This window comes from Paraburkholderia tagetis (assembly GCF_022213065.1).
GTDB classification, from domain to species: Bacteria; Pseudomonadota; Gammaproteobacteria; order Burkholderiales; family Burkholderiaceae; genus Paraburkholderia; species Paraburkholderia tagetis.
This window is the reverse complement of sequence record NZ_JAKLJA010000046.1, coordinates 1-24,699: the sequence shown is the minus strand read 5'-3', so window position 1 is coordinate 24,699 and position 24,699 is coordinate 1. Positions and strand designations below refer to the sequence as shown.

General features: G+C 63.4%; 23 protein-coding genes and 1 pseudogene. 10 read left to right on the top strand and 14 right to left on the bottom strand.

Annotated features, from left to right (window positions below; all coding sequences use genetic code 11):
* The first annotated feature begins 277 nt into the window (after window positions 1-277).
* Window positions 278-1,504, top strand: coding sequence for an ISL3 family transposase (locus L5014_RS32320; protein WP_238467864.1), 1,227 nt, complete (start codon window positions 278-280; stop codon window positions 1,502-1,504).
* Between the two features lie 27 nt (window positions 1,505-1,531).
* Here L5014_RS32320 and L5014_RS32315 read toward each other — a convergent pair whose 3' ends face one another.
* The 8 genes from L5014_RS32315 to L5014_RS32280 all read right to left on the bottom strand — a co-directional run bounded on the left by L5014_RS32315 (window position 1,532) and on the right by L5014_RS32280 (window position 14,904).
* A complete protein-coding gene (locus L5014_RS32315; RefSeq protein WP_238467863.1) occupies window positions 1,532-2,812 on the bottom strand; it encodes an MFS transporter in 1,281 nt (426 codons plus the stop codon).
* A gap of 23 nt (window positions 2,813-2,835) precedes the next feature.
* Window positions 2,836-3,642, bottom strand: coding sequence for a peptidylprolyl isomerase (locus tag L5014_RS32310; protein WP_238467862.1), 807 nt, complete (start codon window positions 3,640-3,642; stop codon window positions 2,836-2,838).
* Between the two features lie 22 nt (window positions 3,643-3,664).
* Window positions 3,665-4,348: a respiratory nitrate reductase subunit gamma gene (gene narI / locus L5014_RS32305; protein ID WP_238467861.1), complete on the bottom strand. Its 684-nt coding sequence runs from the start codon at window positions 4,346-4,348 to the stop codon at window positions 3,665-3,667.
* A 52-nt stretch (window positions 4,349-4,400) separates the two neighbouring features.
* Window positions 4,401-5,111 carry a nitrate reductase molybdenum cofactor assembly chaperone gene (gene narJ / locus L5014_RS32300; RefSeq protein WP_238467860.1) on the bottom strand — a complete coding sequence of 237 codons (711 nt, stop codon included), beginning with the start codon at window positions 5,109-5,111 and terminating at the stop codon, window positions 4,401-4,403.
* Entirely contained in the window at window positions 5,112-6,635 is a 1,524-nt protein-coding gene (narH, locus tag L5014_RS32295) for a nitrate reductase subunit beta (RefSeq protein WP_238467859.1), read from the bottom strand.
* On the bottom strand, window positions 6,632-10,438 hold the full coding sequence (locus L5014_RS32290) for a nitrate reductase subunit alpha (protein WP_238467858.1): 3,807 nt from the start codon (window positions 10,436-10,438) through the stop codon (window positions 6,632-6,634). The genes narH and L5014_RS32290 overlap by 4 nt, the downstream gene beginning before the upstream one ends.
* Window positions 10,439-10,839: 401 nt before the next feature.
* Window positions 10,840-11,277, bottom strand: coding sequence for a hypothetical protein (locus L5014_RS32285; RefSeq protein WP_238467857.1), 438 nt, complete (start codon window positions 11,275-11,277; stop codon window positions 10,840-10,842).
* 522 nt (window positions 11,278-11,799) lie between these two features.
* Entirely contained in the window at window positions 11,800-14,904 is a 3,105-nt protein-coding gene (locus tag L5014_RS32280) for a transglycosylase domain-containing protein (RefSeq protein ID WP_238467856.1), read from the bottom strand.
* An 80-nt stretch (window positions 14,905-14,984) separates the two neighbouring features.
* On the opposite strand from L5014_RS32280, the gene L5014_RS32275 reads away from it, so the two are divergent.
* Together L5014_RS32275 and L5014_RS32270 are read left to right on the top strand one after the other, a co-directional pair.
* Complete coding sequence (locus L5014_RS32275) at window positions 14,985-15,245, top strand: hypothetical protein (protein WP_238467882.1); 261 nt, start codon at window positions 14,985-14,987, stop codon at window positions 15,243-15,245.
* Window positions 15,246-15,939: 694 nt separating this feature from the next.
* Entirely contained in the window at window positions 15,940-16,515 is a 576-nt protein-coding gene (locus tag L5014_RS32270; protein WP_338019365.1) for a hemerythrin domain-containing protein, read from the top strand.
* Window positions 16,516-16,592: 77 nt separating this feature from the next.
* Here L5014_RS32270 and L5014_RS39090 read toward each other — a convergent pair.
* A pseudogene (locus tag L5014_RS39090) lies at window positions 16,593-17,702 on the bottom strand (hypothetical protein).
* Between the two features lie 11 nt (window positions 17,703-17,713).
* On the bottom strand, window positions 17,714-17,977 hold the full coding sequence (locus L5014_RS32255; RefSeq protein ID WP_238467853.1) for a DUF2249 domain-containing protein: 264 nt from the start codon (window positions 17,975-17,977) through the stop codon (window positions 17,714-17,716).
* 775 nt (window positions 17,978-18,752) lie between these two features.
* Here L5014_RS32255 and L5014_RS32250 point away from each other — a divergent pair.
* Genes L5014_RS32250 through L5014_RS32220 form a run of 7 tightly spaced genes read left to right on the top strand, consistent with a single transcriptional unit; the run spans window position 18,753 to window position 22,869 of the window.
* On the top strand, window positions 18,753-19,271 hold the full coding sequence (locus L5014_RS32250; protein ID WP_238467852.1) for an RrF2 family transcriptional regulator: 519 nt from the start codon (window positions 18,753-18,755) through the stop codon (window positions 19,269-19,271).
* 2 nt (window positions 19,272-19,273) lie between these two features.
* Window positions 19,274-20,467: an NnrS family protein gene (locus L5014_RS32245; protein ID WP_238467879.1), complete on the top strand. Its 1,194-nt coding sequence runs from the start codon at window positions 19,274-19,276 to the stop codon at window positions 20,465-20,467.
* A 22-nt stretch (window positions 20,468-20,489) separates the two neighbouring features.
* Window positions 20,490-21,041, top strand: a complete 552-nt coding sequence (locus L5014_RS32240) for a hemerythrin domain-containing protein (RefSeq protein ID WP_338019364.1) — start codon at window positions 20,490-20,492, stop codon at window positions 21,039-21,041.
* Window positions 21,042-21,077: 36 nt separating this feature from the next.
* Window positions 21,078-21,347: a DUF2249 domain-containing protein gene (locus L5014_RS32235; protein WP_238467851.1), complete on the top strand. Its 270-nt coding sequence runs from the start codon at window positions 21,078-21,080 to the stop codon at window positions 21,345-21,347.
* A gap of 57 nt (window positions 21,348-21,404) precedes the next feature.
* Window positions 21,405-22,280 carry a helix-turn-helix domain-containing protein gene (locus L5014_RS32230; RefSeq protein ID WP_238467850.1) on the top strand — a complete coding sequence of 292 codons (876 nt, stop codon included), beginning with the start codon at window positions 21,405-21,407 and terminating at the stop codon, window positions 22,278-22,280.
* A complete protein-coding gene (locus tag L5014_RS32225) occupies window positions 22,280-22,672 on the top strand; it encodes a hypothetical protein (RefSeq protein WP_238467849.1) in 393 nt (130 codons plus the stop codon). Before L5014_RS32230 ends, L5014_RS32225 begins: the two co-directional genes overlap by 1 nt.
* Window positions 22,673-22,680: 8 nt before the next feature.
* Entirely contained in the window at window positions 22,681-22,869 is a 189-nt protein-coding gene (locus tag L5014_RS32220) for a hypothetical protein (protein ID WP_238467848.1), read from the top strand.
* Window positions 22,870-22,925: 56 nt separating this feature from the next.
* Here the strand turns inward: L5014_RS32220 and L5014_RS32215 are convergent, their stop codons facing one another.
* From L5014_RS32215 to L5014_RS32200, 4 genes are all read right to left on the bottom strand, one after another.
* On the bottom strand, window positions 22,926-23,504 hold the full coding sequence (locus L5014_RS32215; RefSeq protein ID WP_238467847.1) for a hemerythrin domain-containing protein: 579 nt from the start codon (window positions 23,502-23,504) through the stop codon (window positions 22,926-22,928).
* Window positions 23,485-23,841 (bottom strand): carboxymuconolactone decarboxylase family protein, encoded by a 357-nt coding sequence (locus tag L5014_RS32210; protein WP_238467846.1) that lies wholly within the window; start codon window positions 23,839-23,841, stop codon window positions 23,485-23,487. The genes L5014_RS32215 and L5014_RS32210 overlap by 20 nt, the downstream gene beginning before the upstream one ends.
* Window positions 23,842-23,962: 121 nt before the next feature.
* Window positions 23,963-24,175, bottom strand: coding sequence for a hypothetical protein (locus L5014_RS32205; protein WP_238467845.1), 213 nt, complete (start codon window positions 24,173-24,175; stop codon window positions 23,963-23,965).
* Between the two features lie 66 nt (window positions 24,176-24,241).
* Window positions 24,242-24,577, bottom strand: a complete 336-nt coding sequence (locus L5014_RS32200; RefSeq protein WP_238467844.1) for a cupin domain-containing protein — start codon at window positions 24,575-24,577, stop codon at window positions 24,242-24,244.
* Between the last annotated feature and the right edge of the window lie 122 nt (window positions 24,578-24,699).

The window sequence follows — 24,699 nt, the reverse complement described above, 5'->3', positions numbered from 1 at the left end:
GGTGACGGGTCGCCGAGCATTGCGATCAGCCGCCGCCTGTCGCATCCGGACGGCCCGTTCGCAGCGATCGTATAGCCTGTTGACAACCCTTACTGCAAACGCACATTCGCCTGATCGTGCGCACATCCCCCACATTTGAATATCGTGACGTCGCTAACGCCAATATGAAGTCTAGCGGTTGCAGCCTGATTGGGCGGCCGGAGACAATTATGCCTCTGTTGAATTTTCAGTGGGTGGTATCGTCCCGGTTTATCCATAACCAAGACGAAGGCAGGTCATGCACAGCAAGCTGTTCGAAGCCGCATTGGGTGTAAGTGATCCATGGTTCGTGAGCGGCGTCGATTTCGACGCGACCACCAAGCTGCTGACGATTCAGATCGACTTCACCGCTGGAAGCCGCTTCGCGCATCCTGAGGTGACCGGCGTGCATCCCGTGCATGACACCATCGTCAAGCGTTACCGGCACCTGAATTTTTTTCAGCATGACTGCTACCTCGAAGTGCGCACGCCGCGCGTGAAGCTGCCCGACGGCCGCGTGGTGCTCGTCGAGCCCGATTGGGCCGGCAAGCTCAGCGGTTTCACGCTGCTGTTCGAGGCGATGGTGCTCACGCTCGCCCAACAGATGCCCTTTGCAGCCGTAGCCCGCGCCGTTGGCGAATCGTGGCACCGCGTGCATGCGATCTGCAAGCGCTATGTCGAACTGGCGCTGGCCGCGATCGACTTGTCCGGCATGACCAGTGCCGCCGTGGATGAGACCTCCTATAGAAAGGGGCACAACTATCTGACGCTGGTGGCTGACGCCGACGAACGCAAGGTCGTGTTCGTCACCGACGGCAAGGATGCCGCCACCGTCAAAGCGTTCGCCGCTCACCTGCGAGCGCACCTTGCAAAGCCCGAACAGATCACCTCGGTCAGCATCGACATGTCTCCCGCCTTCATCAAGGGCGTCAGCGAACATTTGCCCAATGCCCGCATCACCTTCGACAAGTTCCACGTCGTCGCCCAGGCGTCGGTTGCACTGGACAAGACCCGGCGGCTCGAACAGAAGACCGATCCCGAACTCAAGGGTTTGCGTTGGGCGTTGCTCAAGGACCGTGACCGCCTCAATGCGGCACAGCGCGCCGATCTCGATGCACTGGTCGCGAACGTCACAACGAAGCGTACGGCCCGTGCCTGGCTCTATCGGGAGCAGTTGCGCGAGATCCTGGATCGCAAGCAGATCAACGTCGTTTCCGAGATGCTTGAGCAGTGGTGTACCAACGTAATGCGTTCCAAGGTTGAGCCCATGAAGGAGGTCGCCCGCATGATCCGAAAACACTTCGACGGCATCGTCGCATGGACACAGACGCGCCAGACCAACGGCTTTCTGGAAGCGATCAACGGCCTGTTTCAGGCCGCCAAGCGACGCGCTCGTGGCTACGCGAATATCGAAACCATGCGTACCGTGCTGTTCCTGATCGCTGGCAAGCTCAACTTCACTTCGATCAACCCGCATACCGCATAACCCATTTGAATTTCAAAAGAGCCACAATTATTGTCTTGCGATGCCCAGGATCGACGCGCGCTTGATTTCGGAAATGTAGATGAGGATGAGTGAGACCGACACGACGCCGTAAAGCAGCATGAAGCAGCTCGAGCGTATCTTGAGCAGATCGAGCAGCGCGCCGAACAGGATCGGCAGCAGGAAGCCGCCCAGCCCGCCTGCGAGACCCACGATGCCGGTCACCACACCCATGTTGGTGGGAAAGTCGTCGGCCACGTACTTGAAGGTCGAGGCCATGCCGAACGCGAACACGGCGCCCAGCACGAACGTGAGCGCGACGAAACCCGCGACTGGCATGCTGATATGCAGCGTGGCAGTGCCGTCGATGGTATGGATTACGAAATCGGTGGCCGGATACGAGAGAATGAACAGGCAAATCCACGCGACCCACAGGCCCCACCACGTGACGGCATGCGCGCCGAGCTTGTCGGCGAGGATGCCGCCCACGGCCCGCAGCACCGATCCCGGCAGGGAGAAACCCGCCGCAAACGCGGAAGCCATTACCAGTGACATGCCGTATTCGGCTTTCAGATATTGAGGAATCCACAGCGAAAGTGCCGTGAACCCGCCGAATGTGATCGAGTAGTACTGGCACAGGCGCCAGACGCGGGAATCGCCGAGCACCTTGAACGCGTCGAGCCACGAGCCGTTCGCCTTGCCCGCGCCGGGGTCGCGCGCGGAGCCCAGCCAGAAGATCACGGCGGTCACGAGCAGCGCGACGGCATAAACGCGCGGCACGAAACGCCAGCCGTAGAGCTTTGTGAGTACTGGCGTCACGAACAGATTGACCGCTGCGCCCACGGTGCCCGCGCCAAAAAAACCCATCGCGAAGCCGCGTTGTTTGGGCGGAAAGAAGCGCGCGACATAGGGCGTGCCCACCGCGAACGAGGCGCCCACGCAGCCGAGAAAGAGGCCGATGACGAGAAATTGCCAGAACTGATCTGCATAACTGATGATATAGACGGGCACGGCGCAGACCACGAGCAGGATCGTCATGACGATGCGCCCGCCAAAACGGTCGGTCCAGGTGCCCAGCGGAAGCCGCATCACGGCGCCGGTCAGCACCGGCGTCGCCGTGAGCAAGCCGAACTCGGTGCTGTTGAGCTTGAGCTCGTCGCGCAAGCCCACGCCAAGCACGCCAAACATCATCCACACCACGAAGCAGACCAGGAACGCGAGCGTGCTCGCGAGCAGCACGGACCATGCCTTGGCGTCTGCGACCTCGGGTGCGGCGGCAGCGGTCTGGGCTGGTTTGTTACGTGTATTCATGTCGTCTCCCAGTGCTGTACGGCTCATTGAACCAGTGGGCTCGCCGCTGCATCGACGGCGGCATTTTCGAGCGAGGCCCCGGATGCCAGAATCGATACGTATTGCTGAATCGCCTTGTGGCGCACCCGCTCCGCGAGAAAGCGCGCGATGTCGCCGGCGGCAGCCTCGAATGCAACCGGCTCGCCCGCCACGCGCCGATCGATGCGCACGAGGTGAAATCCGTAGCGCGTGCGCACGAGACGAGGCAGCAGGCCCTCGTCCGGGTTGTCGAACAGCGCGCTCTGGAACTCGGGCACGGTGTCGCCGCGCATCAACTGGCCGAGGCTGCCGCCCACGCCCGCCGAGGGGCAGTTCGAAAGTTCGCGGGCGCGCGCCTCGAAGGTGTCCGGCGCGGCCAGCAGCGCATTGAGCGTTTCCTCGGCTTTCTGGCGCAGCAGCGCGAGCGGCACGCGGTCCGTCACGGCAAAGAGAATATGGCTCGCGTAGACGATCTCGTTGCGGATGAAGCGCGTGGGGTGCTGCTCATAAAAGCGCCGGCAGTCCTCGGGCGTCGGCTCCGGCACCCGCAGTTCGCGTGCGAGCAGGGTTTCGAGGGCGTCGTCGTCGAGCGGGCTCGTGGCATCGATCAGCGCTAGCTCCACCGCGCGCTGGCGCAGCAACTCGCGCACCACCAGCGCGCGGCGCGCCGCGAGCGGCGGATCGGGATCGTCGGCGTGATGGCGGCTTTCCTCGGCGATGGCTTGCAGATCGATTTCCACATGGTTCACGCGTGCGGGCGCAGTCAACCCGGCGCCCGCCACGGCTTGGTTACCGGTACTATCGGCATTCATGCACGTGTCTCCTTGAGTCGTTTCAGCGCTTGCGCACGAGCTGGTACGGACGCAGCAGATAGGCCACCGAAGCGATGCCGCTCCAGATGTGCACCATGCGCGTGAACGGCGAAACGAGGAAGATCGTGAAGCCGAGCGCGATGTGCGTCTGGTAGACGAGCGGCACGCCGTCGAGCAGACCGGCGATGTTGCCGCGGAACGTCACGACGCCCTTCACGTAGTCGGTGAGCTGCTCGAACATCGCGCCGTCCATGTGGCCCGCCGAGAGCACCACGGTGCCGAGTCCCAGCGCGAGCTGCACCCACAGCATCAACACGATCACGATGTCCCACGTCCTGCTGTTGTGGCGGATGCGCGCATCGCCGAGGCGCCGCGCGATCAGCATCGTGAGTCCGATGATGGCGAAGAAGCCCGCGGTGCCGCCCGCGACCATCGCAAGCAACTGGTGCATGGACGCCGAGATGAACGGCGCCACGAGCCAGTGCGGCGCGAGAAAGCCCACGAAGTGACCCATCGCCACGACCAGGATGCCCCAGTGAAAGAGGTTGCTGCCGACGCGCAGCGCGCCGCGCCGCAGCAGTTGCGACGAGTCGCTCTTCCAGGTGTATTGCTCGCGGTCGAACCGTACCAGCGAGCCGAACAGCAGCACCGCCAGACAAATGTACGGATAGGTGCCGAACAGGAACTGGTGGAAATATTGGCCCATGACTGCTCCTTGCTGAATGCGCGGCAGGCCGCGCGGTGTACAGGTGCGGCTTTCAGCGCGACGGCCGGCGCGCATGGAACTCCACCGGCGCCACCGCGGGCTGCGCATTGCCCATGAATTTCACCGGCTCCTCGCTCCACGCAGCATCGAGCGCATCGAGATCCTGGCCGTCGTGCGGCGCGTTCGCGTCGTCGTCGTGCGCTTCTTCGGGCAGCGCCGCTTCGATGTCACCCAAGGTGTTGCCCGCGAGCGCGAGCACCGCGCCGGTCACATACGCATAGTGGCTGTTGCGGCGGCTCAGCTCGGCAGTGATCGCCTGCAGAATCGCGAGGGTTTCGCCGAGCAGCGAGCGCGCCTCGCCGGCTTCAAGGATCGACAGATATTCGAGGAATACCGGCAGGTAGTCGGGCAGCTGATCGGGGCCGAGCAGCAGGCCATGGCGCTCGTACATCTGCTTCAGGTCGATCATCGCCTGGCCGCGCTCGCGCGACTCGCCGTGCACATGCTCGAACAGATGCAGCGAGGTGGCGCGGCCGCGGTCGAACAGCGCAACGTAGTTCTCCTGGAGCGAGAGCAGGTCGCGCGAGCCGAGATAGTCGAGAAAGCGCAGCAGATGCTCGCGCGTCTCGCCGCGCAGCGCGCGTTCGCCTTGCACGAGTTCGCGCGCCTCGTCGAGCGCGCCGATCAGCGCTTCGGTCGGGTACTCGAGGCACGCGGCAAGCAGCCGGAACGTGAGGCGATTGGGAGGGCGTGGCGCAAACATTCAGATCTCCTGAATCGGAATACGGCGCGAGCCGGTCTTGGGCGCGAACAGGCTCGCCTCGCTGCGGCCGTCCGAGCAGCCGTTGCCGAACGTGAAGCCGCAACCCGAGCGCAGATCGAAGGCGTCTTCCGCATATTCGCGGTGCGTGGTGGGAATCACGAAGCGGTCTTCGTAATTCGCGATCGCGAGATAGCGGTACATCTCCTCGACCTGATGCAGCGAAAGCCCCGCTTGATCGAGCACCTGGGTGGCATCGACGCGGTCCACGTGACGCGCACGCATGAACGCACGCATCGCGAGCATGCGCTCGAGCGCCACCTTTACGGGTTGCTCGTCGCCGGCGGTCAGCAGATTCGCCAGATAGCGCAGCGGAATGCGCAGCGCCTCCACGTCGGGCAGATAGCCGTTCATGCCGAGGTCGCCGCTGTTCGCGGCCGAGTTGATGGGCGAGAGCGGCGGCACGTACCAGACCATCGGCAGCGTGCGGTATTCGGGGTGCAGCGGGAACGCGATCTTCCAGTCGATCGCCATCTTGTAGACCGGCGAGCGCTGCGCGCCGTCGATCCACGCCTGCGGAACGCCGTCGCGCGCGGCCTGCTCGATCACGGCCGGATCGAACGGATCGAGGAACACGTCGAGCTGGGCCTGATAGAGGTCCTTCTCGTCGGCCACGCTCGCGGCTTGCTCGATGCGGTCGGCGTCGTAGAGCAGCACGCCCAGATAGCGGATGCGTCCCACGCAGGTTTCCGAGCACACCGTGGGCTGGCCCGCCTCGATGCGCGGATAGCAGAAGATGCACTTCTCGGCCTTGCCGCTCTTCCAGTTGTAGTAGATCTTCTTGTACGGGCAGCCGGACACGCACATGCGCCAGCCGCGGCACTTGTCCTGGTCGATCAGCACGATGCCGTCTTCCTCGCGCTTGTAGATCGAGCCGGAGGGGCAGGAGGCCACGCACGCCGGATTGAGGCAGTGCTCGCACAGGCGCGGCAGGTACATCATGAAGGTGTTTTCGAACTGTCCGTAGATGTCCTTCTGCACGTTCTCGAAGTTATAGTCTTTCGCGCGCTTCTCGAACTCGCCGCCCAGAATCTCTTCCCAGTTCGGCCCCCATTCGATTTTTTCCATACGCTCGCCGCTCACGAGCGAGCGCGGCCGCGCGACCGGCATCGCCCTGGTGTTGCCGGCTTCCTGCAGATGCGCGTAATCGAAGGTGAACGGCTCGTAGTAGTCGTCGATCTCGGGCAGATGCGGGTTGGCGAAGATCTTCGCGAGCAGGCGCCACTTGCTGCCCTGGCGCGGCTCGATCTTGCCGTCGGCCTTGCGCGTCCAGCCGCCGCGCCACTTCTCCTGGTTCTCCCACTCCTTCGGATAGCCGATGCCGGGCTTGGTTTCGACGTTGTTGAACCACGCGTACTCCATGCCCTCGCGGCTCGTCCAGACGTTCTTGCAGGTGACCGAGCAAGTGTGGCAGCCGATACACTTGTCGAGGTTCAGCACCATCGCAATCTGTGCGCGCACCTTCATGACGTTTCTCCTTCGCGGGCGGCCGCATTGACTGGCGCATTGACGGGGGACGGCAGGTTGCCTACGGGCGTTTCTTCGCTGTCGAGCCAGTCGATCTTCTTCATCTTGCGCACGAGCAGGAACTCGTCGCGGTTCGAGCCGACCGTGCCGTAGTAATTGAAGCCGTAGGCCAGTTGCGCATAGCCGCCGATCATGTGCGTGGGCTTGAGCGAGATGCGCGTGACCGAGTTGTGAATGCCGCCGCGCGTGCCGGTGATTTCCGAACTCGGCGTGTTCACGATCTTTTCCTGGGCGTGGTACATCATCACCATGCCGCGCGGGATGCGCTGGCTCACCACGGCGCGCGCGCACAGCGCGCCGTTCGAGTTGTAGCACTCGATCCAGTCGTTGTCGACCACGCCGATCTGCGCGGCGTCCTTCTCAGAGATCCAGACGATCGGCCCGCCGCGCGAGAGCGTGAGCATGAGCAGATTGTCCGTGTAGGTGCTATGGATGCCCCACTTCTGGTGCGGCGTGATGAAGTTCAGCGCGATCTCGGGATTGCCGTTCGAGCGCACGCCGTGCATGTGCGCGTAGCTGCCGGTGTCGATGGGCGGCTTGTAGACGCACAGCCCTTCGCCGAATGCGCGCATCCATTCGTGGTCCTGATAGAGCTGTTGCCTGCCGCTCAGCGTGCGCCACGGGATCAGCTCGTGCACGTTGGTATAGCCCGCGTTATACGACACGTGCTCCGATTCGATGCCGCTCCACGTAGGCGACGAGATGATCTTGCGCGGCTGGGCCTGGATGTCGCGAAAGCGGATTTTCTCGTCGGCGCGCGCTTCGGCCAGATGCACGTGGTCGACGCCGGTGATCTTGCCGAGCGCCTCCCACGCCTTCACGGACACCCCGCCATTGGTCTCCGGCGCGAGCGAGAGGATCGTTTCGGCCGCATCGAGCGCGGTCTCGATGCGCGGACGGCCTGCGGCGTCGCCGGACTCCGGCTCGTTGGGGTAGCGGTAGTTGAGGTCACCGAGTTGTTTAACTTCTTCCTCGGTATTCCAGCTGATGCCCTTGCCGCCGTTGCCGAGCTTGTCCATCAGCGGGCCGAGCGAGGTAAAGCGGTGATACGTCTCGGGGTAATTGCGCTCGATCACGGTCACCGTCGGCATGGTCTTGCCCGGCACCGGGTCGCATTCGCCGCGCTTCCAGTCGGCCACGCCGAAGGGTTGCGCGAGCTCGCCCGGCGCGTCGTGCGTGATCGGCGAGAGCACTACGTCGCGCTCGCGGCCCAGGTGCCCCACGCTCAGCTCCGAAAAACGCTTCGCGATGCCCATGAAGATTTCCCAGTCGCTCTTCGCCTGCCATGCGGGGTCGACGGCGGCGGAGAGCGGGTGAATGAACGGATGCATGTCGGACGTATTCATGTCGTCCTTCTCGTACCACGTGGCCGTTGGCAGCACGACGTCCGAGTACATGCAGGTGGTGGACATTCGGAAGTCCAGCGTGCAGAGCAAATCGAGCTTGCCGCGCGGCGCTTCGTCGTGCCAGACGACTTCCTCGGGACGCGCCGCGCCGTTCTTCGCGACTTCCTCGCCCTGCACGCCGTTAGTGGTGCCGAGCAAATGCTTGAGGAAATACTCGTGTCCCTTGCCCGACGAGCCGAGCAGATTGGAGCGCCATACGAACAGGTTGCGCGGGAACGAGGCGGGGTTGTCGGGGTCCTCGCAGGCGAGCCTGAGGCTGCCGTCCTTGAGCTTGCCCGCCACTGCCGCGCCTGCCTGCGTGGCGTCGCCGAGCGCGCGCCCGAGTTCGAGCGGATTGCACCCGAGCTGCGGCGCCGAGGGCAGCCAGCCCATGCGCTCGGCGCGTACGTTGTAGTCGATGGGCGCGCCGTGATACGCCGACTTGTCCGCGAGCGGCGAGAGCAGGTCGGTGGGGTTCATCGGGTCGTAGCGCCACTGGTCGGTGTGCGCGTAGAAGAACGACGTCGCGTTCATCTGGCGTGGCGGACGGTTCCAGTCGAGCGCGAACGCCAGCGCGGTCCAGCCCGTTTGCGGGCGCAGCTTCTCCTGGCCGACATAATGCGACCAGCCGCCTCCCGACTGGCCCACGCAGCCGCACATCACCAGCATGTTGATGATGGCGCGGTACGCCATGTCCATGTGATACCAGTGATTGATGCCCGCGCCGATGATCACCATCGACTTGCCCTGGGTCTTGTCCGCGTTTTCCGCGAACTGGCGCGCGACATTGATCACGTCGGCGCGCTTCACGCCGGTGATCGCTTCCTGCCATGCGGGCGTGTAAGGCACGTCGTCGTCGTAGCTTTGCGCGACGTCCTTGCCGCCGAGTCCCTGATCGAGGCCGTAGTTCGCGATGAAGAGATCGTAGACGGTGGCCACGAGCTTCTCGCCGTCGCGCGTGGCCACGCGGCGCACGCCGATGCGGCGGCTCAGCACCGACTGGTGATCGGTATGCGAATAGTGCGCGTGCGCGACGTTGCCGAAGTACGGAAACGCCACGTCCACCACCTGGTCGTGGCCCTTGACCAGCGAGAGCGCCGGCACGAGCGATGCGCCCTGGGCGTTTTCCTCGCGCAGGTTCCACTTGCCGAGGTCGCCGCCTTCCTGCTGGCCCCAGCGGAAGCCCGCCGAGCCGAGCGGCGTCGCGAACGCGCCGTTCGCGGAATCGATCACGACGGTCTTCCAGTCGGGATTGTTGGTCTGGCCAAGAGAATCGGCGAAGTCGGAGGCGCGCAGGTAGCGATCGGGCACGTACTGGCCGTCGCGTTCCGTGAGCGTGACGAGGCACGACATGTCCGTGAAGCGGCGGCAATAATCGGCGAAATACGCGCTCTTGCCGGCGAGATGATATTCCTTCAGGATCACGTGGCCCATCGCGAGCGCGAGTGCGGCGTCGGTGCCCTGCTTGGGATGCAGCCAGATGTCGCCGAACTTCGCGCCTTCGGCGTAATCGGGGAAGATCGACACGATCTTCGCGCCGCGATAGCGCGCCTCCACCATGAAGTGCGCGTCGGGCGTGCGCGTTTGCGGCACGTTCGACCCCCACAGCATGATGAACGAGGAGTTGTACCAGTCGGCCGATTCCGGCACGTCGGTCTGCTCGCCCCACGTTTGCGGCGAGGCCGGCGGCAGGTCGCAATACCAGTCGTAGAACGAGAGGCACACGCCGCCGATCAGCGAGAGATAGCGCGAGCCCGCCGCATACGAGACCATCGACATGGCGGGGATGGGCGAGAAACCGACCACGCGGTCGGGACCGTGGCGCTTGACCGTATGGACGTTGGCCGCGGCGACGAGCTCGGTCACCTCGCTCCAGTCGGCGCGCACGAAACCGCCGAGGCCGCGCCGCGACTGGTAGCTCTTGCGCGCCTCTTCGTCGTCGACGATCGCGGCCCAGGCTTCCACGGGCGAGAGCGTGCGGCGCTTCTCGCGCCACAGCTTCACGAGTGCGCTGCGCACGAGCGGATATTTCAGGCGGTTCGCGCTATAGAGGTACCACGAGTACGATGCGCCACGCGAGCAGCCGCGCGGCTCGTGGTTGGGCATGTCGGGGCGGGTGCGCGGATAGTCGGTCTGCTGCGTTTCCCAGGCGACAATGCCGCCCTTCACGTAGATCTTCCATGAGCATGAGCCCGTGCAATTGACGCCGTGCGTGGAGCGCACGATTTTATCGTGCGCCCAGCGCGTGCGATAAGCATCTTCCCACTTTCGGTCTTCATCGGTAACGGCGCCGTGGCCGTCCGCGAATTGCGGTCTCGCAGTAGTGAAGTAACGCAGACGATCCAGAAAATGACTCATGGCACCTCCAGGTTTCGCGTTCAGGCGATTATGAATTAAATGGATACGACTGCGTAGTGCAAAGTGGGCGATGAAAACATTGAGGGTCTGATTGATCGTTGCGGTGCTGCGTGTTGGGCATGAACGCCAGAGGCCGCAATCGTTTGCGTTTCGAATGATGGCCTTCCCGGGATCCACGACGAGGAAAGGAAGGTTCCGGTCATAAGCCTTTTGGTTATAAAAATGCACCGGATCATTTCGATCCAACGCGGTAACGTCTGTTTTTCTTATGGGTTCGCCTGTCGTCCCGGGGCGATCGACCCCGGCCAGGCTTGCTGGTGCTTCTGATAGTCCTCCAACAGATGCACCTTTTCCCGTCGGTCGAAATCATTCGCGCGTCCTTGAGTCCGCAGCGAACATTCTCATCCCCAATACGTATCGGTCACAGGATTGTGCAGCGATCCCTCGATCCAGCAGTTGCAGAAGTCTGCAGTGGAATGCATTTCTGCGCGTAACTCGGCGATCGCCCGCTCCGTGTACAGGCCATATTCGTACGGCATTGCGATCTCGTATTCGTTGCGGCGTGAATCGACGCGCCTTTGACCTGCCCGCACGAACTTGCTGTTGCGTTCAGTAAGTGGACCTGCCAGGTGCAGGTCCAGACGGGTTTCGGTCCTCGGTGCCACGGTCCTTGTCGTCGGTGACGGAGCAGGCAATGCAATTACCGGCGGTTCGGGCGGTGGGGTGCCTTGGTCGGGGAAGCACTGTGCCTGATGCCGCTGCGCAATTGCGGCAAGACGTGCGCGCAACGTATTGATTGACAATGATGCGGCGTGTTCGACGGTGTACCGCGCGATCACATCAGCGCTTGCCGACAGGAAGCCGCCCCATTCAATTTCAAAATGGCGGATCGCCGACTGGTCGCTGTGTCGGGTGTTTTCGCGTGCCGCAGCTTCGAGCTAGCGGTCAACGTCGCGGGCTGGTAGGGAGATCGGGGGGCAGGTCTGGCGGAGGAACGTATGATAGCGAATATGAGGTGAGCCTTTCCGGGATCTCCCGCGTGACGGCTGCTTCACCTGAGGGGCGAACGCGTCGCTGTTCGCGAAACGCTCACGGGAGGGCCATGGTATCGGCGCACTTGAAGACGTTTTTGCGACACGGTGAACTGTACGGAATGCGCATCTGCGCCAACACGTCGGGCAACCCGCCAAGGAAGGCGCGCCTGCTTGCGAACGACCTCACGTTCAGCACTTCATCAGCTCACATGCATCTTTGCCAGAACGGGTTCGACATCCGAATATAATCCCGCCGCCGAACTGGACCAATTCGACGCCGCGCGTGGTTACGCACGCGCTCAACTCGCGCGATGCGTGTCGCCCCGTCTACGGATGGCTCGGCGTCATCGCCTGTGCGCCGCTTCCAGCCCTGAGCGTGCCGGCCGGCGAGTTCTTGTCCTCCAGCAGCGGCTGCAGCACAGGCGTCATCGACTTGAGCAGTTGGACCGCCATCGCGCTCGTGAACGTGTAGCGCGCCGCATAGGGCTCGTGCGCCCAAGCGGTGATCGCGCCGTAGAAGCGGTCGCCGATGACGAAGACGAAAGTCGCACAGCGGTTTACCTTGCGCGACTCGATCAGGCGTGCGCCCTTCGCATAGACGTTAAAGCGCTGATCGCCCGTGCCGGTCTTGCCATAGACCTGCAGCGTCCTGCCGTCGGAGAACGTCATGCCGTCGGCGAGCCGCTTGCCCGTGCCACCCTGCACCACCGACGTCAGCAGCTCGCGCACCACCTGCGAGATCTCCGGCGAGATGAGCGGCTGCGGTGGCGTGGCCGCGTGTACGAAGCGCGTCTCGTAGGGCGTGCCGCGCGCGAAGTCGAGCGATTCGAAGCTATGCGTCGGCAGCTTCTCGCCGTTGTCGGAGACGAGGCCGATCAGATACGCGAGCGCCGACGGCCGGTCGCCCGCCGCGCCGATCGCCGAGGCATACGAAGGCGTGATGTTGTCGAACGGATAGCCGAGCGCGCGCCACGACCTGCCGATCGCGGCGTAGGCCTTCAGCTCGATCATGTGGCGGATGCGCCGGTCCTGCGTGGCGTGATAGCGCGTCTTGAAGAGCCACCTGTAGGTATAGAGGCGCGCGTCGTGGCTTTGCTGCTGGACCTGATCGAGCGTCGCATCGGGATGGGCGCGCAGATCGTTCAGCAGCCACAGTTCGAGCGGATGGATGCCCGCGATATAGCCGCGATCGTTGAGGTTGAACTTGTCGATCGCGTACTTGTTGTAGTACTTCGCGAGGTCTGCGTCGTCGAGCCCCTGGAACTGGGTGTTCTTCAGTTGCGCGCGCATCACGCCGTTGAACCATGCCTGGTCGCCGTTCGGGTTCACGCTGCGCAGCACCGTCGCGATCCGCGCCGGGCCCTTGCGGGTGTGCTGCAGCAGGATCTGCAGCGCCTCGTCATTACCCTTGCCTGCGTAGCGCGTGTAGAAGCGCCGCATGTAGACCTGACTTTCGCCGTCGGCGAACTGCGTGAGGTAGCGGTTGCGCACGGCCGGATCGTCGAGGTAAGCCGAGGGTGGCCCCGAAGTCTGGATCATCTCGTAGTGGACGATGTCGCGCATGAGCCGCACGAACACAAGATTCACCGAATGCTGGAACGCCTGCTGCACGGTGAGGATCTGCGAGTTGTCGCTCGACTCGAAATTATTGAAGGTCTGCGCACCGCCGCCCGTGTAGAAGACCTCGCCCGGATTGGCCGAATACTTGCGCTGCACGGCCGCTTCGAGCATGGCAGGCAGCGACCGGTCGGGCGTCGTCGAGAGATAGTCGAGCGCCCAGCGCGTAAGCGCATCGCCTGGGTCGACCTGCGGAATCATCGCGCGCAGCGTCTTCGCATCGTCGTTTGCGTACTTCGCGTGCAGCGCGCTCACGATCTGCAGATACGTAATGAGCGTGCGCAGCTTCGCCGTCGAGCCGAGATTCAGGCGCGCGCCGGAGTTGATGTCGAACGGCTCGTTCACGCTATCGGTCTGCACGCGCACGAGGTTCTCGCCGCCGCGCCGCTCGAACAGCGTGAAGCTGTACGCGATCTTCGAGGGATCGTCGGCAGGCCGCAGCATCTCGAAACCCACGAGCCCCGCCGCGCGTGCGCCATCCATGGTCGCGGCATCGGCGAGCCGGTTGCTCACGGCCTGCTGCACGGCGTCGTCGAGCGTGGACGTGGCCGAAACATCGAGGCGGTCGAGATCGTAGAGCGTCTTGAGGCCCAACGCCTGCATCAGCTGCGTGCGCAGCGTGAGCACCGCCTTGCGCTCGACGTAGGAGACCGGCGGGCGCGGCGCGGGCTTCGAGCGGTCGAGCGTGAGCTGCGTCGCCAGCGCGGCGTCGCGCAGCGCGGGCGAAATCACGCCGCCGTTTGCGAGCAGACGCAGATAGCTGTCGGTCAGCTTCGCCAGCGCGTCGTTGTTCTTCTGCAGGAAATACGAGGGCGCGCGCTGCGCGATCAGGAGCGAGAGCACCTGGCGGAACGCGAGCGCCTGTTCGTCGAGCGTCGCGTTCGAGATGGGCTCGCGCAGGATGCGGTTGACGTCGCCAAAGTCGCGCCCGTACCAGGCCGCGAGGCCGTCGCCGATGCCGTTGATCTCGCCCACGCCCGGCCTCGCCGAAAGCGGCACTGAATTCAGGTAGTGCACGAGGATCTGCTGGCGCGCGGGCATCGTCTGCGGACCGTCGAGATAGGCGCGCACCGAGGCCGACGCAATCTGGCGCAGCTTCTCTGGCGGAGTGGCGGTGCGCCCGCCCGTGGAGTGGCGGAACTTCTCGAGCTGCGTGGCGAGCGTGCTGCCCCCCGGCGTGTGCTGGTGCCTGTTCACGAGGCGCAAGCCCTGATCGACGAGCGCGCGGCTGAAGCGCCCCCAGTCGATGGCCGGATTGCGGTTCGGCTGGTCGGCGGCGAGCAGGTACTTGTCTTCGATGAAGACCAGCGAATCGCGCACAAGCGGCGGCACGGCTCCGAAGTTTTCGTAGGCGCGCTGCGGATAGCGCGTGCGGAACAGCAACTCGCCGGTCGCGTCGCGCAGCACGATGCCGGCCTGGTCCTTTTCCTCATAAGGGAGGAAAAGGCCTTCGTCGGCGAGCGCGATCATGCGCGCTGAATCGCGCGCCTGCGCGGCCACTGCGAAACCGCGCTGCTCGAACCGGTCGGTGAACGCAGGCAGTTGCGCATACCCAAGCCGGATATCGTAAGGGCCATTCGTCGTGGGAAAACGGATGTTGTGGCTCGCGCCGGGCTCGACCGCGAAGCCGATGTCGCGCGTCAACTCGGAGAGGTAGCGCGCCTGCAGCCGCGAGGTGTCGATTTCGGTCTGGACGATGTGCGCCAGGATAGCGATGGCCGCTAGAATCGCGACGAGCAAACCCCACTTGACCCATCGCCAGACTGAACGGGCGTGGGTGACAGGAAGAGAAGAGCGGACAGACGGGCGGCTCATGGTTATTCCCCCTGACGTCGCGTCAGATCGCGGAGTACACCTCTCAGAAAGTTTATCTCGCCTGCGTGATTCGTGTGCCAGTGCCGCACGCCGATGACGAACAGGTCGACGATATGTTCCTTGGCGAGCGCAAGCAAAGTCGACTTGCCGACCACCAGTTTGTTAAATGGACGGTAAGCAGCAGCCCGGCGCCCCTGTATACCTTCACTTTTAAAGGTGCATCGGCGAGCGCGGGTTGGTCGACATTGGGCAAGCTAACGGGTGGCGGTGTCACCCGCCTGGCGGGGCAATGGCTGTCAAGCCATTCGTTTCCGGTGGGCCACCACGACGTTTCCGCGTGAGGCCTGTTTCAGGACGTGGGAGCAGTTCGAGGTACGGCTGACGCAGCGCGATGCCTGCAAGACGATGATTGGCCTCCTTGAGCTCGCCACGCCCAATGGCGTCCCGGCTGTGCTCGAGCATACTGCCGGAGAACGGCAGGCTGTCCGATCTGAAGACACTATGCGAGGGGTTGTGCAGCACCAGGTCGACTTCCCCGTCGGCAATGCGGAGATTCCCCCGGTCCGAGAACGAAGTCGGCCGCTGTCAGTGAAGATTTGATCTATCTCAATGTTTTGCCAGCCAGCGAAACTAGGCTGAGTCGGAGCGATAAGCTGCTGTTAGTGCCACTGAATATAGCCAGGCACTGAGTCATCGCAATCGGCATGATTCGAGGATAAATGTGGGTGAGGTCCGCGGCGAGCGGATTGTAATTTTCCGCACAGTCGCCGACGTACGCATTGCAATGCCGCCGAGTCAGGAAGAATTGATCGCACATGGCATCGCATTGACGCTACGTAGCGATGGTCGCATTGTTCGCCATACAAAGCGGTGAACATTACCGTGATGTCGGGTAATGGGGGCAGGGCTATGTCGTATCAGTCGCGCGTGTGCCGCGCCGCCGAATTTCCGAATTGCACATTTCACGCTGGGTCCGACGTCCAGGAAGTAACGAGCAAACGTTCTATCGTCCGTCATTCAATTTCAACGGAGCCTATGATGGCAGACTCACTCGCCGTATGGCATGCCGAGCACGTCAATTTCGCGCGACTCCTCGACCTCCTGGAGGAACAGGTTGCTGAATTCCATCAGGGAGAGCGCCCGGACTATGCGCTCATGTCCGATATCCTCTACTACATGCGGAATTTTGCTGATCGCGTTCACCATCCTCCGGAGGATGTCGCGTACGCGCGGCTTGCTGAACAGGATCCCGGTGTCCAACTGCTGGTAAACCGGCTCCTCCAGGAGCACCGTGTTATCGCGACAGCGGGCGAGGAGCTACTAAATTGCCTTAAGCAGATTGCGGAAGATGTGTTGACCCCCCGGTCGCATCTTGAGGCGGCCACGGCGACATACCTTGTGTACTATCGTCACCATCTTGCCACCGAGGAGCGCGTTGTAATGCCTCGTGCGGCACAGGTGTTGACGGGAGAGGACTGGGCCGCAGTAGCTGCGGCGGTGCCGGCCGGCTCCGATCCGCTATTTGGCGACGACGTGCTGGAGCGCTTCGAGATACTGCGCAGGCAGATCGATCGTGTAGCGCATGCGTCCAGGCAAGACCACCAGACATGAACAGAAGTCTGATTGATCCGCCATCCGTCCGCGGCGACCGATTCCGCGGTGCCGCGGGCGGCAGCGATGACATCACGCTAACGGCTCGACATGACCCCGGAAACTGTTCGTCGCCAGGTTCGGTATGCGCCGATCAGTAAGGTGAGCGCGAAGAGCACGAGCGCCGCCGCGCTCGCGAGTCCACCTGCCTGGCGCAGCCAGAATGCTCCGCTCAAGCCGCCGGCCACTCGCACCAGAAGCGAGACATGCAGCACTGCGAGAGGGACGTAGAAGCTCGGGTGGTACGCCAGGCGCTCGCGCACCACGGCCGGCAGGATGAGCGGCGCGTGGCCGAAGAGCATCGAGAACACAAACCCCAGCGTGATCGCGTGCAGCGCCGCATCCCGCCAGGCATGCCCGGGCGCGAAGGCACCGCTGAGACCCAGCAGCGCGCCAACGGTCAGCCAGCCATAGCCCGACAAAAGACACACTGCGATGAAGCGCACCACTCCCCTTTGTCGCACCGTGTGGCGGGCGACGTCATGGCGTGCGACCCATGCGGCCAGCGCCAGCAGTCCGCCGGCGAACACACGCAGGAAGCCGTCGGGCCACCACAGTGCACCGGTCGCACCGGCAAGTATGACCACGACGATGATCACGAACTGCCGGGGTCCCTATCTTGACACGGGCAGCAGGCGCGTCAGTTCGAGGCGCTCGCCTGCAATGGTGAGGATCAGGAACGACAGCCACCACGGTATCGCGGCCGACAGGTCACCGACGGTCAGCCACACGCCATTGCCGACCGCCGAGCAAACTGCGGCGCCTGCCAGGACGAACAGAAACAGCGTGCGTTGACGCCAGGCGAGCCTAATGCTCGCAGCCACCAGGATGCCGGCTGCGATCACAAGCAACGCCTGCACGAGTGGCACTGGCGCACCGGCCAGCAGCGCCGCTCCGGCAACCACCGTGCCCGCCGGTGCGAGATAAGGCGCCGTGCGCTGCATGGCTACCGCCCGCTCCAGGCTGATCACGGTGCCGAAAAACACCGGAATCATCAGCACGCCGTGCCAGGCTGCGCGTGTCAGCGCGAACGCCGGCACCACCACGCCGAGGCGCGCCAACCCGGTCAGCACCGCGCAGGCGAGGAGCGGGACAGCGGCGATACCTGTGGCGGCCGCTGCCGATCGCAGAAACGCAAGGGTACGCATGGCCGTTGCCGTCAATCGAGCGCCGTCTCGGGTTTGACAATCAGCACGCGCCAGAGGTTGTTCGGATCCTTTTCGCCCCGCCACCAGAACCCGTCCGGCAGTTCGGCGACGAACTCCTCGAGTAACGGTTCGGGATTGTGGTCCGACACGAGTTCGAGCGCCTGGCCAGGGGCCAGTCCCGCAAACGTGTCGAAAACCATGGAATGGCGATCACGTGGATCAACCGTACCAACGTCGACGACGATCACGGAGGCAGGGATGGCAATGGTAGACATATTCGTACTCCAGAATGAAACTGCAGCCACAATGAAAGAAACCGGAAGCGTCAATGTTCGGGCCAGTGGAGCACCTCGCGCGCGGCCTCGCTCATCATGGCAGGCGACCACGGCGGGTCCCAGACCAGCGCGACATCGACAGAACCGCTGGAAGGTGCGACTTCCCGGGCCAAAGAAGGACGTCGCTGGCCCCTGACGAATGGGGTGTGCTCGCGCAGCAAGATCAGTCGTGGATGCGTTCGAGGCCCGGGACGCGGCATGTGACCCAGGATGGCGCTGCTACGCGCGACTGGTCCGCGACCTGGGGGCGCCATCAAGCGAACGCTCGGAAACAGCCGGGACGGCGCAGGACGCCACCCCGGGTATAGGCGTGAGAGAAGGCATTGCGATGCAGGCCAGGTCGTCAATCGCATGACGCGCTCCTTCCGGGGTCACCGAGAAGAGGGAGGTACCCGGCGCCGCGCAGACCGGGCGGATAAAATGTATTTCTTATGTATGTTTTAGCACGGGGGCCGGCATCCGGATCCGATCCGGGTCAATTGGTCGCACGATGAGAAAGCCCCCAATGGCTGACCACCTCGGGACAGCCGTGGCACGAGCGTGAGGGGGCATCCGGAGGTCAGAACGGATCACGCGCCGGGAAATGGAATCAATCGCCCGGCGTCATTGTGAATCCGGCTTTAATGATGTATGGTAAATGCATGTTAAGTGCGAATCGAAGCTGACTGGCCTCGCGCCTGGGTCCCCAGCGGACCGCTTCAAGGATGGAGTCGCCATGCACCTCACCGTCTACACCGATTACACGCTTCGGGTGATGATGTACCTCGCCCTGAAGTACCCGGATGGTGGCGTTGCGACGATCGACGAAATCGCGGGGGCCTATGGGATCTCGCGCAATCACCTGACGAAGATCATTCACGAACTCAGTCAGGTCGGTCTCATCGAGACGACGCGCGGCCGGACCGGCGGCGCGTGCCTCGCGCGCGCGCCCGAGCAGATCTCGGTAGGGGAGATCGTGCGTGTCGCCGAGAAGGATTTCTCCGTCGTGCGTTGCCATGACACCACTGTCCCGCACAACTGCGCGATTTTCCCGGCCTGCAACCTCAGGCGCAGGCTGTACCGGGCGGTCGATGCGTTCCTCCATGAACTTGACACGATGACGTTGCGGGAGGCCATTGCAGCGCCCACCGTGGCGGCCTCTGTCCTGGGCGTGGCCGACCGTCGCCAACTGGCACCGGTGGTTGTGTCGCGCCCGCAAGGTGCCACGCGGCACCGGGCAGGAGTCCGGTCATGAAAATGCATCTTCCGCACCGTTCTTCTTGCGCGATTCCGGCATCGGATCTGCCCGTCCTGAGACTCGGCTTCCGGCCGTTTTATCTCGGTGGTGCGCTGTTCGGTGCGCTCGCCATGCTGGTCTGGCTTGGCGCGCTGCATGGCATTGTGCCGGCAGGCCGGATGACGTCACTCAACGGCATCCTGTGGCATGCGCACGAGATGATCTTCGGGTTTGCCGCAGCCATCGTCGCTGGTTTTCTGCTGACGGCGGTGCGGGCCTGGACCTCGCGCGAAACACCATCTGGCGGGCCGTTGGCCCTGTTATGGCTTTTGTGGCTCGCGGGGCGCATCACGGTAGGGTTCGGCCCGGAGCGGCTGGCCGCGATCGTGGATTCGGCGTTTCTGCCAGTCCTGATGATCGTCCTGCTGCGCGTGCTTATGCCGGCACGCAACCGCCACAATATCTTTGTACCCGTCGTGCTGGGCATGCTCGGCCTCCTGAACATCCTGTTTCACGCCTGGGTGTTGCAGGGACGGGCCGATCTGGCGCTGCGCTCTGCTGACGCGGCTGTTGGACTGCTGGTGACGCTCGTCGCCATCATCGCGGGTCGCGTCACGCCGGCGTTCACGGCTAACGCTGTACCTGGCTATGCGTGCAGGCGCTGGCGCGCGATCGAGGCGCTGGCCGTTCCGTTGCCGCTGCTGGCTTTTGCGCTCGACGCGATGGGCGCGAGCGCGTGGCTTGTCGTCAGCGCGGCAGTCGCGACGGCGGTGGTCCATGGCATCCGGCTTGCGGGATGGCGTTCGTGGCAAGTGGGCCGCCGGCCGATTCTCGCGATCCTTCACGTGGCCTACGCGTGGCTGCCACTCGGCTTCGCCCTGCTGGCGCTGAGCGCGGTCGGACTGGTGCCGCATTCCATTGCACTGCACGCCCTCACCGTCGGTGTGCTCGGCGGCGCGATCATCGCCATGATCACGCGTACGGCGCTCGGACATACGGGGCGTCAGCTCGTCGCCGGGTCAACTGAGATTGCCTGTTATTGCCTCGTGATCGCCGCCGCTATCCTGCGCGTTGCCGGCCCGTTGCTCGCAAGTCGCTGGAGCGCCGGGTGGATCGACGCCGCCGGCCTGTGCTGGTGCGCGGCGTTCGCGCTGTACGTGCGCCAATACTGGCCCTGGCTGACACGTCCGCGAATCGACGGCAAGGCGGGCTGAAGCGAAACGATGCGAGTACGAAATGAAGTCTGACAGCCTCCTGATCAAACCCGCGCCTTCTTTTGATGAACCCGTTGAGATGCTGAGGGCGTGTCATGAGCGCATTGCGGTGCAATGCACGACGCTCGAAAAGCTTGCGGCACACCTGCCTTCGCACGGCGCGGATACGCAGGCGCAGCAGGCAGCCCGGAACATCATGCGCTATTTCGACCTCGCCGCGCCGCATCATCACGCTGACGAGGAACAGGATCTCTTTCCGGTGCTGCTTGGGATCAGTCAGCGTCAGTGCTCGCCGGTGGGTGAGCGGATCGCATCCCTGCTCGACGAGCATCGATCCATGGAGGCGTCGTGGGCACAATTGCGCACCGTGCTCGCCGATATCGCCGAAGGGAAAACGAGACCGCTCGAACCGGTCCGGGTCGCTGACTTCGCCGGCGCTTACCGCGCGCACATTGCCCTGGAGGAGAGCCAGATTTTTCCATTTGCCGAAGCGTGCCTCGACCGGCAGCAACTGGCCAGGCTGAGCGCGGCCATGGTGGCCCGACGCACCATTGGCACCATTACACCGCAGTGACGGCCGCGATCAACCGCCTTTTCAGGAGAAACAGCCATGCATAATCCATCAGACATCCTTCCCGTTCTTTCCTGGCCGTACGTTTTCGATGCCCGCGGCGTTGCCAGACGTTTTCGCCACGCGGCCATTTTTGGCGCGCTCGGTGCGCTGGAGCCAGGCGAAGTGATGCGCTTTGTCAACGATCACGACCCGCTGCCGCTCCTGGCGCAGATCGAGCATCACTTCGGGCCGCGCGTGGAGATCGGATACGTCGCGCGCGAACCGGGCAACATCGTGATTGACTTCGCGGTGAAAGCCGTGGATTGAATTGCCCGCGTGGATCTACGCATCCGTTCACCCGGATATTCATGGCCAGAGGAAAGCATGTTGACGACAACCGTACTCCAGAGAAGCGCTACGCCTGCCCCTTATCGTGAACCGCTCGCGCGGCCGGACGAGGAAGCGAGGTGGGCGGCAGAAATCGGCTGCAAGACGTGCGCGATGGCCGCGCTGTGCACCCGCAGCCCCATTGACGCGCGGGCCCACGAGCGGCTCAACGATGTCGTGCAGTGCGTACGCATCGTTCATCGCGGCCACGCGTTGTATCGCCCGGGCGACGCGTTCCGGAGCATCTATGCGATCCGCACAGGGTCGTTCAAGACCGTGGTCATGCATCGCGAAGGGCACGAGCAGATCACGGGCTTTGCCATCGTGGGCGACACGCTCGGTATTGATGGCATTGCCAGCGGCAGACACAGCTGCGAGGCGATCGCGCTGGAAGACAGTGCCGTGTGCGTGATGCCGTTCGACCTGCTGGAGATGCTCTGTCGGGAAGTAAAGACGATCCAGCACCATGTGCACCAGATGCTGGGCGCCGAGATCGTGCGCGAGTCCACCCTCATGATGCTGCTCGGCACCATGACGGCGGAGGAGCGGGTAGCCTCCTTTCTCGCCGACCTGTCGCGGCGCTGGCAGGCGCGCGGCTACTCCGCTGCTGCATTTACGCTGAAGATGTCGCGTGAGGAAATCGGCTGCTACCTCGGACTGAAGCTCGAAACGGTCAGCCGGACAGTAACGAAATTGCAGCGGCGCCGGCTGATCCACGCGTGTGGCAAGGATCTCAGGATTCTCGATATTGATGGGCTGCGAAAGCTGGCGACAGACGTTGGCCCCGCGTCCTTCCGGGGGAAACCGCACCTGGAGGCATTGGGGTACGCGCCTGAGGGGCGCTTGCCAGAACATCGGCCAGGAGGACATTGATGGAAACGCACTACGAAATCGACGGCATTGCCTCACGACCGGTCAACCATGTCGACACCCACCGGGATGGGCAAGCACGGCCTTCAGGCCGGACCGCGCTGGAATGCGGTGCGTCTCCCACTTGCGCCACAGATTTCCCGTTGTTGACGCCGCACGAGATTGCCACGCTCATGCTCGTTGCTCACACCCCCGGGCAGGTCAGCATCGAGTGGCCCGACCTGCTGCCATTGTTAAACGGCAATCTGGTCAAGATTGACCAGTGTCGCAGGTGCCGGGGCAAACCTCAGGTGACGCCGTTGGGTGACGTTCTCGTCGTCCGGCTTTGCAAAACGACGCGCCGGGCATCGAAAGATGTCTTGCCAAACCTTGATCGCAGTCGAGACCATTATTGAGGCCCATCATGCAAATCCTTCATGAAATTGAGCGCGCGGCCCGTCAGGGCGCGGATCACCTCGAAGCCCTGATCGACGAGGCCGGGGCGGAGAGCTTCCCGGCAAGCGATCCCCCCGCCGTCCATCCGGAACCTTGGCCGGTCGCGACGAACGTCGCGACCGGTATCGACCGGCGCAAAGACCGTTACCCCTCCTGAGCTCGAAAGCGGGAGCGCCCGGGTGGTTGGCTGTCCTGCCTTCACAGCCAGTGGCTCTACATGTTGCCCTCGCGGCATCCGCAATCGGCTTCGGCAGCAATCACACGATGCAGTTGCACAAAGCGCTCATGGACAGGCGTTTGAAAAAGCGGGTCGGCTGACCGGGTCGGGCTTGCCTGCAGGATTGAGGCCCAGTCGCCGGAGTCCAGATGACGCCTCGCGACGGGAAACAGCGTGAGTTCCTCAACGGCCATGTTATGCCGCAGTCGCTCCGCGTACAGCCGGATCCGAAACTCAAGGAGTTCCCTGGACATATTTTCATCACGCACCATGGATTCGAGATCCTGAATCAATTCGTGGCCCTGAAATGCCAGCGTCTCGTGCTGCGCCGACAGTTCGCTTCCCAGTTCGTGGGCCAGTACCTTCTTCTCGAGCAGCTTGCCGATGATGCGGTCCTCCAGCGCATGGTGGTTCACGTCGGGAAACCGCGTGAGGTAATAGAGGGCATCCACGAGCAGTGCAGCGTTCGCTGCCGCCTGCGCGTCGCGAAGCAGCGATTGACGGTCGAGGAGTTGCACGAGTCGCTCCAGACGCCGGTGCTCGGCGATCAGGTTGTCAATGATGCTCGTCGTCATGGCGGGCCTCACTCGACTGCTCCTCCTGCTTCATCACGTCGAGCGCGAGTGCCGAATGCGCGTAAGCTGCACCCGCACGCATCTCGGCCGCGACCCAGATCGCTTCCATGATCTCAGCCCCCGATGCTCCAGCCTTCAAGGCCTCTTTCGTGTGACCACGGATGCACCAGGGGCACTGCGTCACGTGTGCGACGGCCACAGCGATCAGCTGTTTCGTCTTCGCTGGCAGGGCGCCGTCGGCAAACACGCTGCTGCTGAAAGCCCGGAACGCAGCGAGCGCGTCGGGTGCAAGCTCCCGGCGTCGTCTCGCCATTTCCGGACCGGGCTGCGGATACATTGAGTTTTCCATCATTCACCTTCTGCGAAAAACGCGGACGTTCGCAGTCGACATCGTCGCACTCAATCCAGCCCGGCGTGCCGCTGTTGACGCCGCCATGAAAGAGGTTCGAGACCCGCCGTCACGCCGGCCGGGCGGTGGAACCCGTTCGTAACCATCTCCTGAATTCCAGATACGCAATGATGAAGCGGTGCCGGTAAGGATGGGTGCGCGCGAAATGTCCCCTGGTGAGCACCGCACGGCGATAGATATGCATCGTGCGGTGCACCCAGTCGGTGGCCTGCGGGAGCCCGTCGCGTTCGATGAGGAACTCAATGCGTGGCTGCTCGCTCATGCTTGCCTCGCTATTGCCTTGCGGGCCGGGTCTACGGCGGTCCCCCCGCAGACCGAACCGGCCAACCTAACGACCATGGGGGAGATAAAGGGTTACCAGTACCGAGGCGTTTTCCACGGCCTCGAGCCAATGGGGCTCCCCGGCCAGCAGAAATAGCATATCCCCGCTGTGCATCAGCTGGGCTCCCGCGCCGGTGCCGAACTTAACGACGCCCTCGAGACACTGCACGGTTATTTCTCCGGGCGCCCGGTGCTCGGGAATATGCTTGCCCGCCGCAAGCACAAGCCGAACCACCTCCAGGTGATCCGAGCGCATGAGCGTGACGGATTTCGAATCCCGCAGTGCGTCACCGAGCGGTCGAACGTCGATCAGTTCCCCCTGTGTCACCCGTGGCATCGCCATAACAGCCTTCTATGGGGCGTTGAAAGTCAACCATTCCAAGACAAAAATTATGCTATCCGAATTAACCTCTCTCTCCTTGCCGTTGTCTGTGGCCCGCCTGCGGGGTCGCTTACTACGACCAA

Bases quoted from the DNA above. Each gene is read 5' to 3' on its own strand.
- L5014_RS32315 (WP_238467863.1), bottom strand. From the start codon at position 2,812: ATGAATACACGTAACAAACCAGCCCAGACCGCTGCCGCCGCACCCGAG.
- L5014_RS32215 (WP_238467847.1), bottom strand. From the start codon at position 23,504: ATGACGACGAGCATCATTGACAACCTGATCGCCGAGCACCGGCGTCTG.
- L5014_RS32250 (WP_238467852.1), top strand. From the start codon at position 18,753: ATGCACCTCACCGTCTACACCGATTACACGCTTCGGGTGATGATGTAC.
- narI (WP_238467861.1), bottom strand. From the start codon at position 4,348: ATGGGCCAATATTTCCACCAGTTCCTGTTCGGCACCTATCCGTACATT.
- narJ (WP_238467860.1), bottom strand. From the start codon at position 5,111: ATGTTTGCGCCACGCCCTCCCAATCGCCTCACGTTCCGGCTGCTTGCC.
- L5014_RS32290 (WP_238467858.1), bottom strand. From the start codon at position 10,438: ATGAGTCATTTTCTGGATCGTCTGCGTTACTTCACTACTGCGAGACCG.
- L5014_RS32280 (WP_238467856.1), bottom strand. From the start codon at position 14,904: ATGAGCCGCCCGTCTGTCCGCTCTTCTCTTCCTGTCACCCACGCCCGT.
- L5014_RS32240 (WP_338019364.1), top strand. From the start codon at position 20,490: ATGAAGTCTGACAGCCTCCTGATCAAACCCGCGCCTTCTTTTGATGAA.
- L5014_RS32220 (WP_238467848.1), top strand. From the start codon at position 22,681: ATGCAAATCCTTCATGAAATTGAGCGCGCGGCCCGTCAGGGCGCGGAT.
- L5014_RS32270 (WP_338019365.1), top strand. From the start codon at position 15,940: ATGATGGCAGACTCACTCGCCGTATGGCATGCCGAGCACGTCAATTTC.
- L5014_RS32210 (WP_238467846.1), bottom strand. From the start codon at position 23,841: ATGTATCCGCAGCCCGGTCCGGAAATGGCGAGACGACGCCGGGAGCTT.
- L5014_RS32245 (WP_238467879.1), top strand. From the start codon at position 19,274: ATGCATCTTCCGCACCGTTCTTCTTGCGCGATTCCGGCATCGGATCTG.
- L5014_RS32200 (WP_238467844.1), bottom strand. From the start codon at position 24,577: ATGGCGATGCCACGGGTGACACAGGGGGAACTGATCGACGTTCGACCG.
- L5014_RS32310 (WP_238467862.1), bottom strand. From the start codon at position 3,642: ATGAATGCCGATAGTACCGGTAACCAAGCCGTGGCGGGCGCCGGGTTG.
- L5014_RS32205 (WP_238467845.1), bottom strand. From the start codon at position 24,175: ATGAGCGAGCAGCCACGCATTGAGTTCCTCATCGAACGCGACGGGCTC.
- L5014_RS32225 (WP_238467849.1), top strand. From the start codon at position 22,280: ATGGAAACGCACTACGAAATCGACGGCATTGCCTCACGACCGGTCAAC.
- L5014_RS32320 (WP_238467864.1), top strand. From the start codon at position 278: ATGCACAGCAAGCTGTTCGAAGCCGCATTGGGTGTAAGTGATCCATGG.
- L5014_RS32235 (WP_238467851.1), top strand. From the start codon at position 21,078: ATGCATAATCCATCAGACATCCTTCCCGTTCTTTCCTGGCCGTACGTT.
- L5014_RS32255 (WP_238467853.1), bottom strand. From the start codon at position 17,977: ATGTCTACCATTGCCATCCCTGCCTCCGTGATCGTCGTCGACGTTGGT.
- narH (WP_238467859.1), bottom strand. From the start codon at position 6,635: ATGAAGGTGCGCGCACAGATTGCGATGGTGCTGAACCTCGACAAGTGT.
- L5014_RS32230 (WP_238467850.1), top strand. From the start codon at position 21,405: ATGTTGACGACAACCGTACTCCAGAGAAGCGCTACGCCTGCCCCTTAT.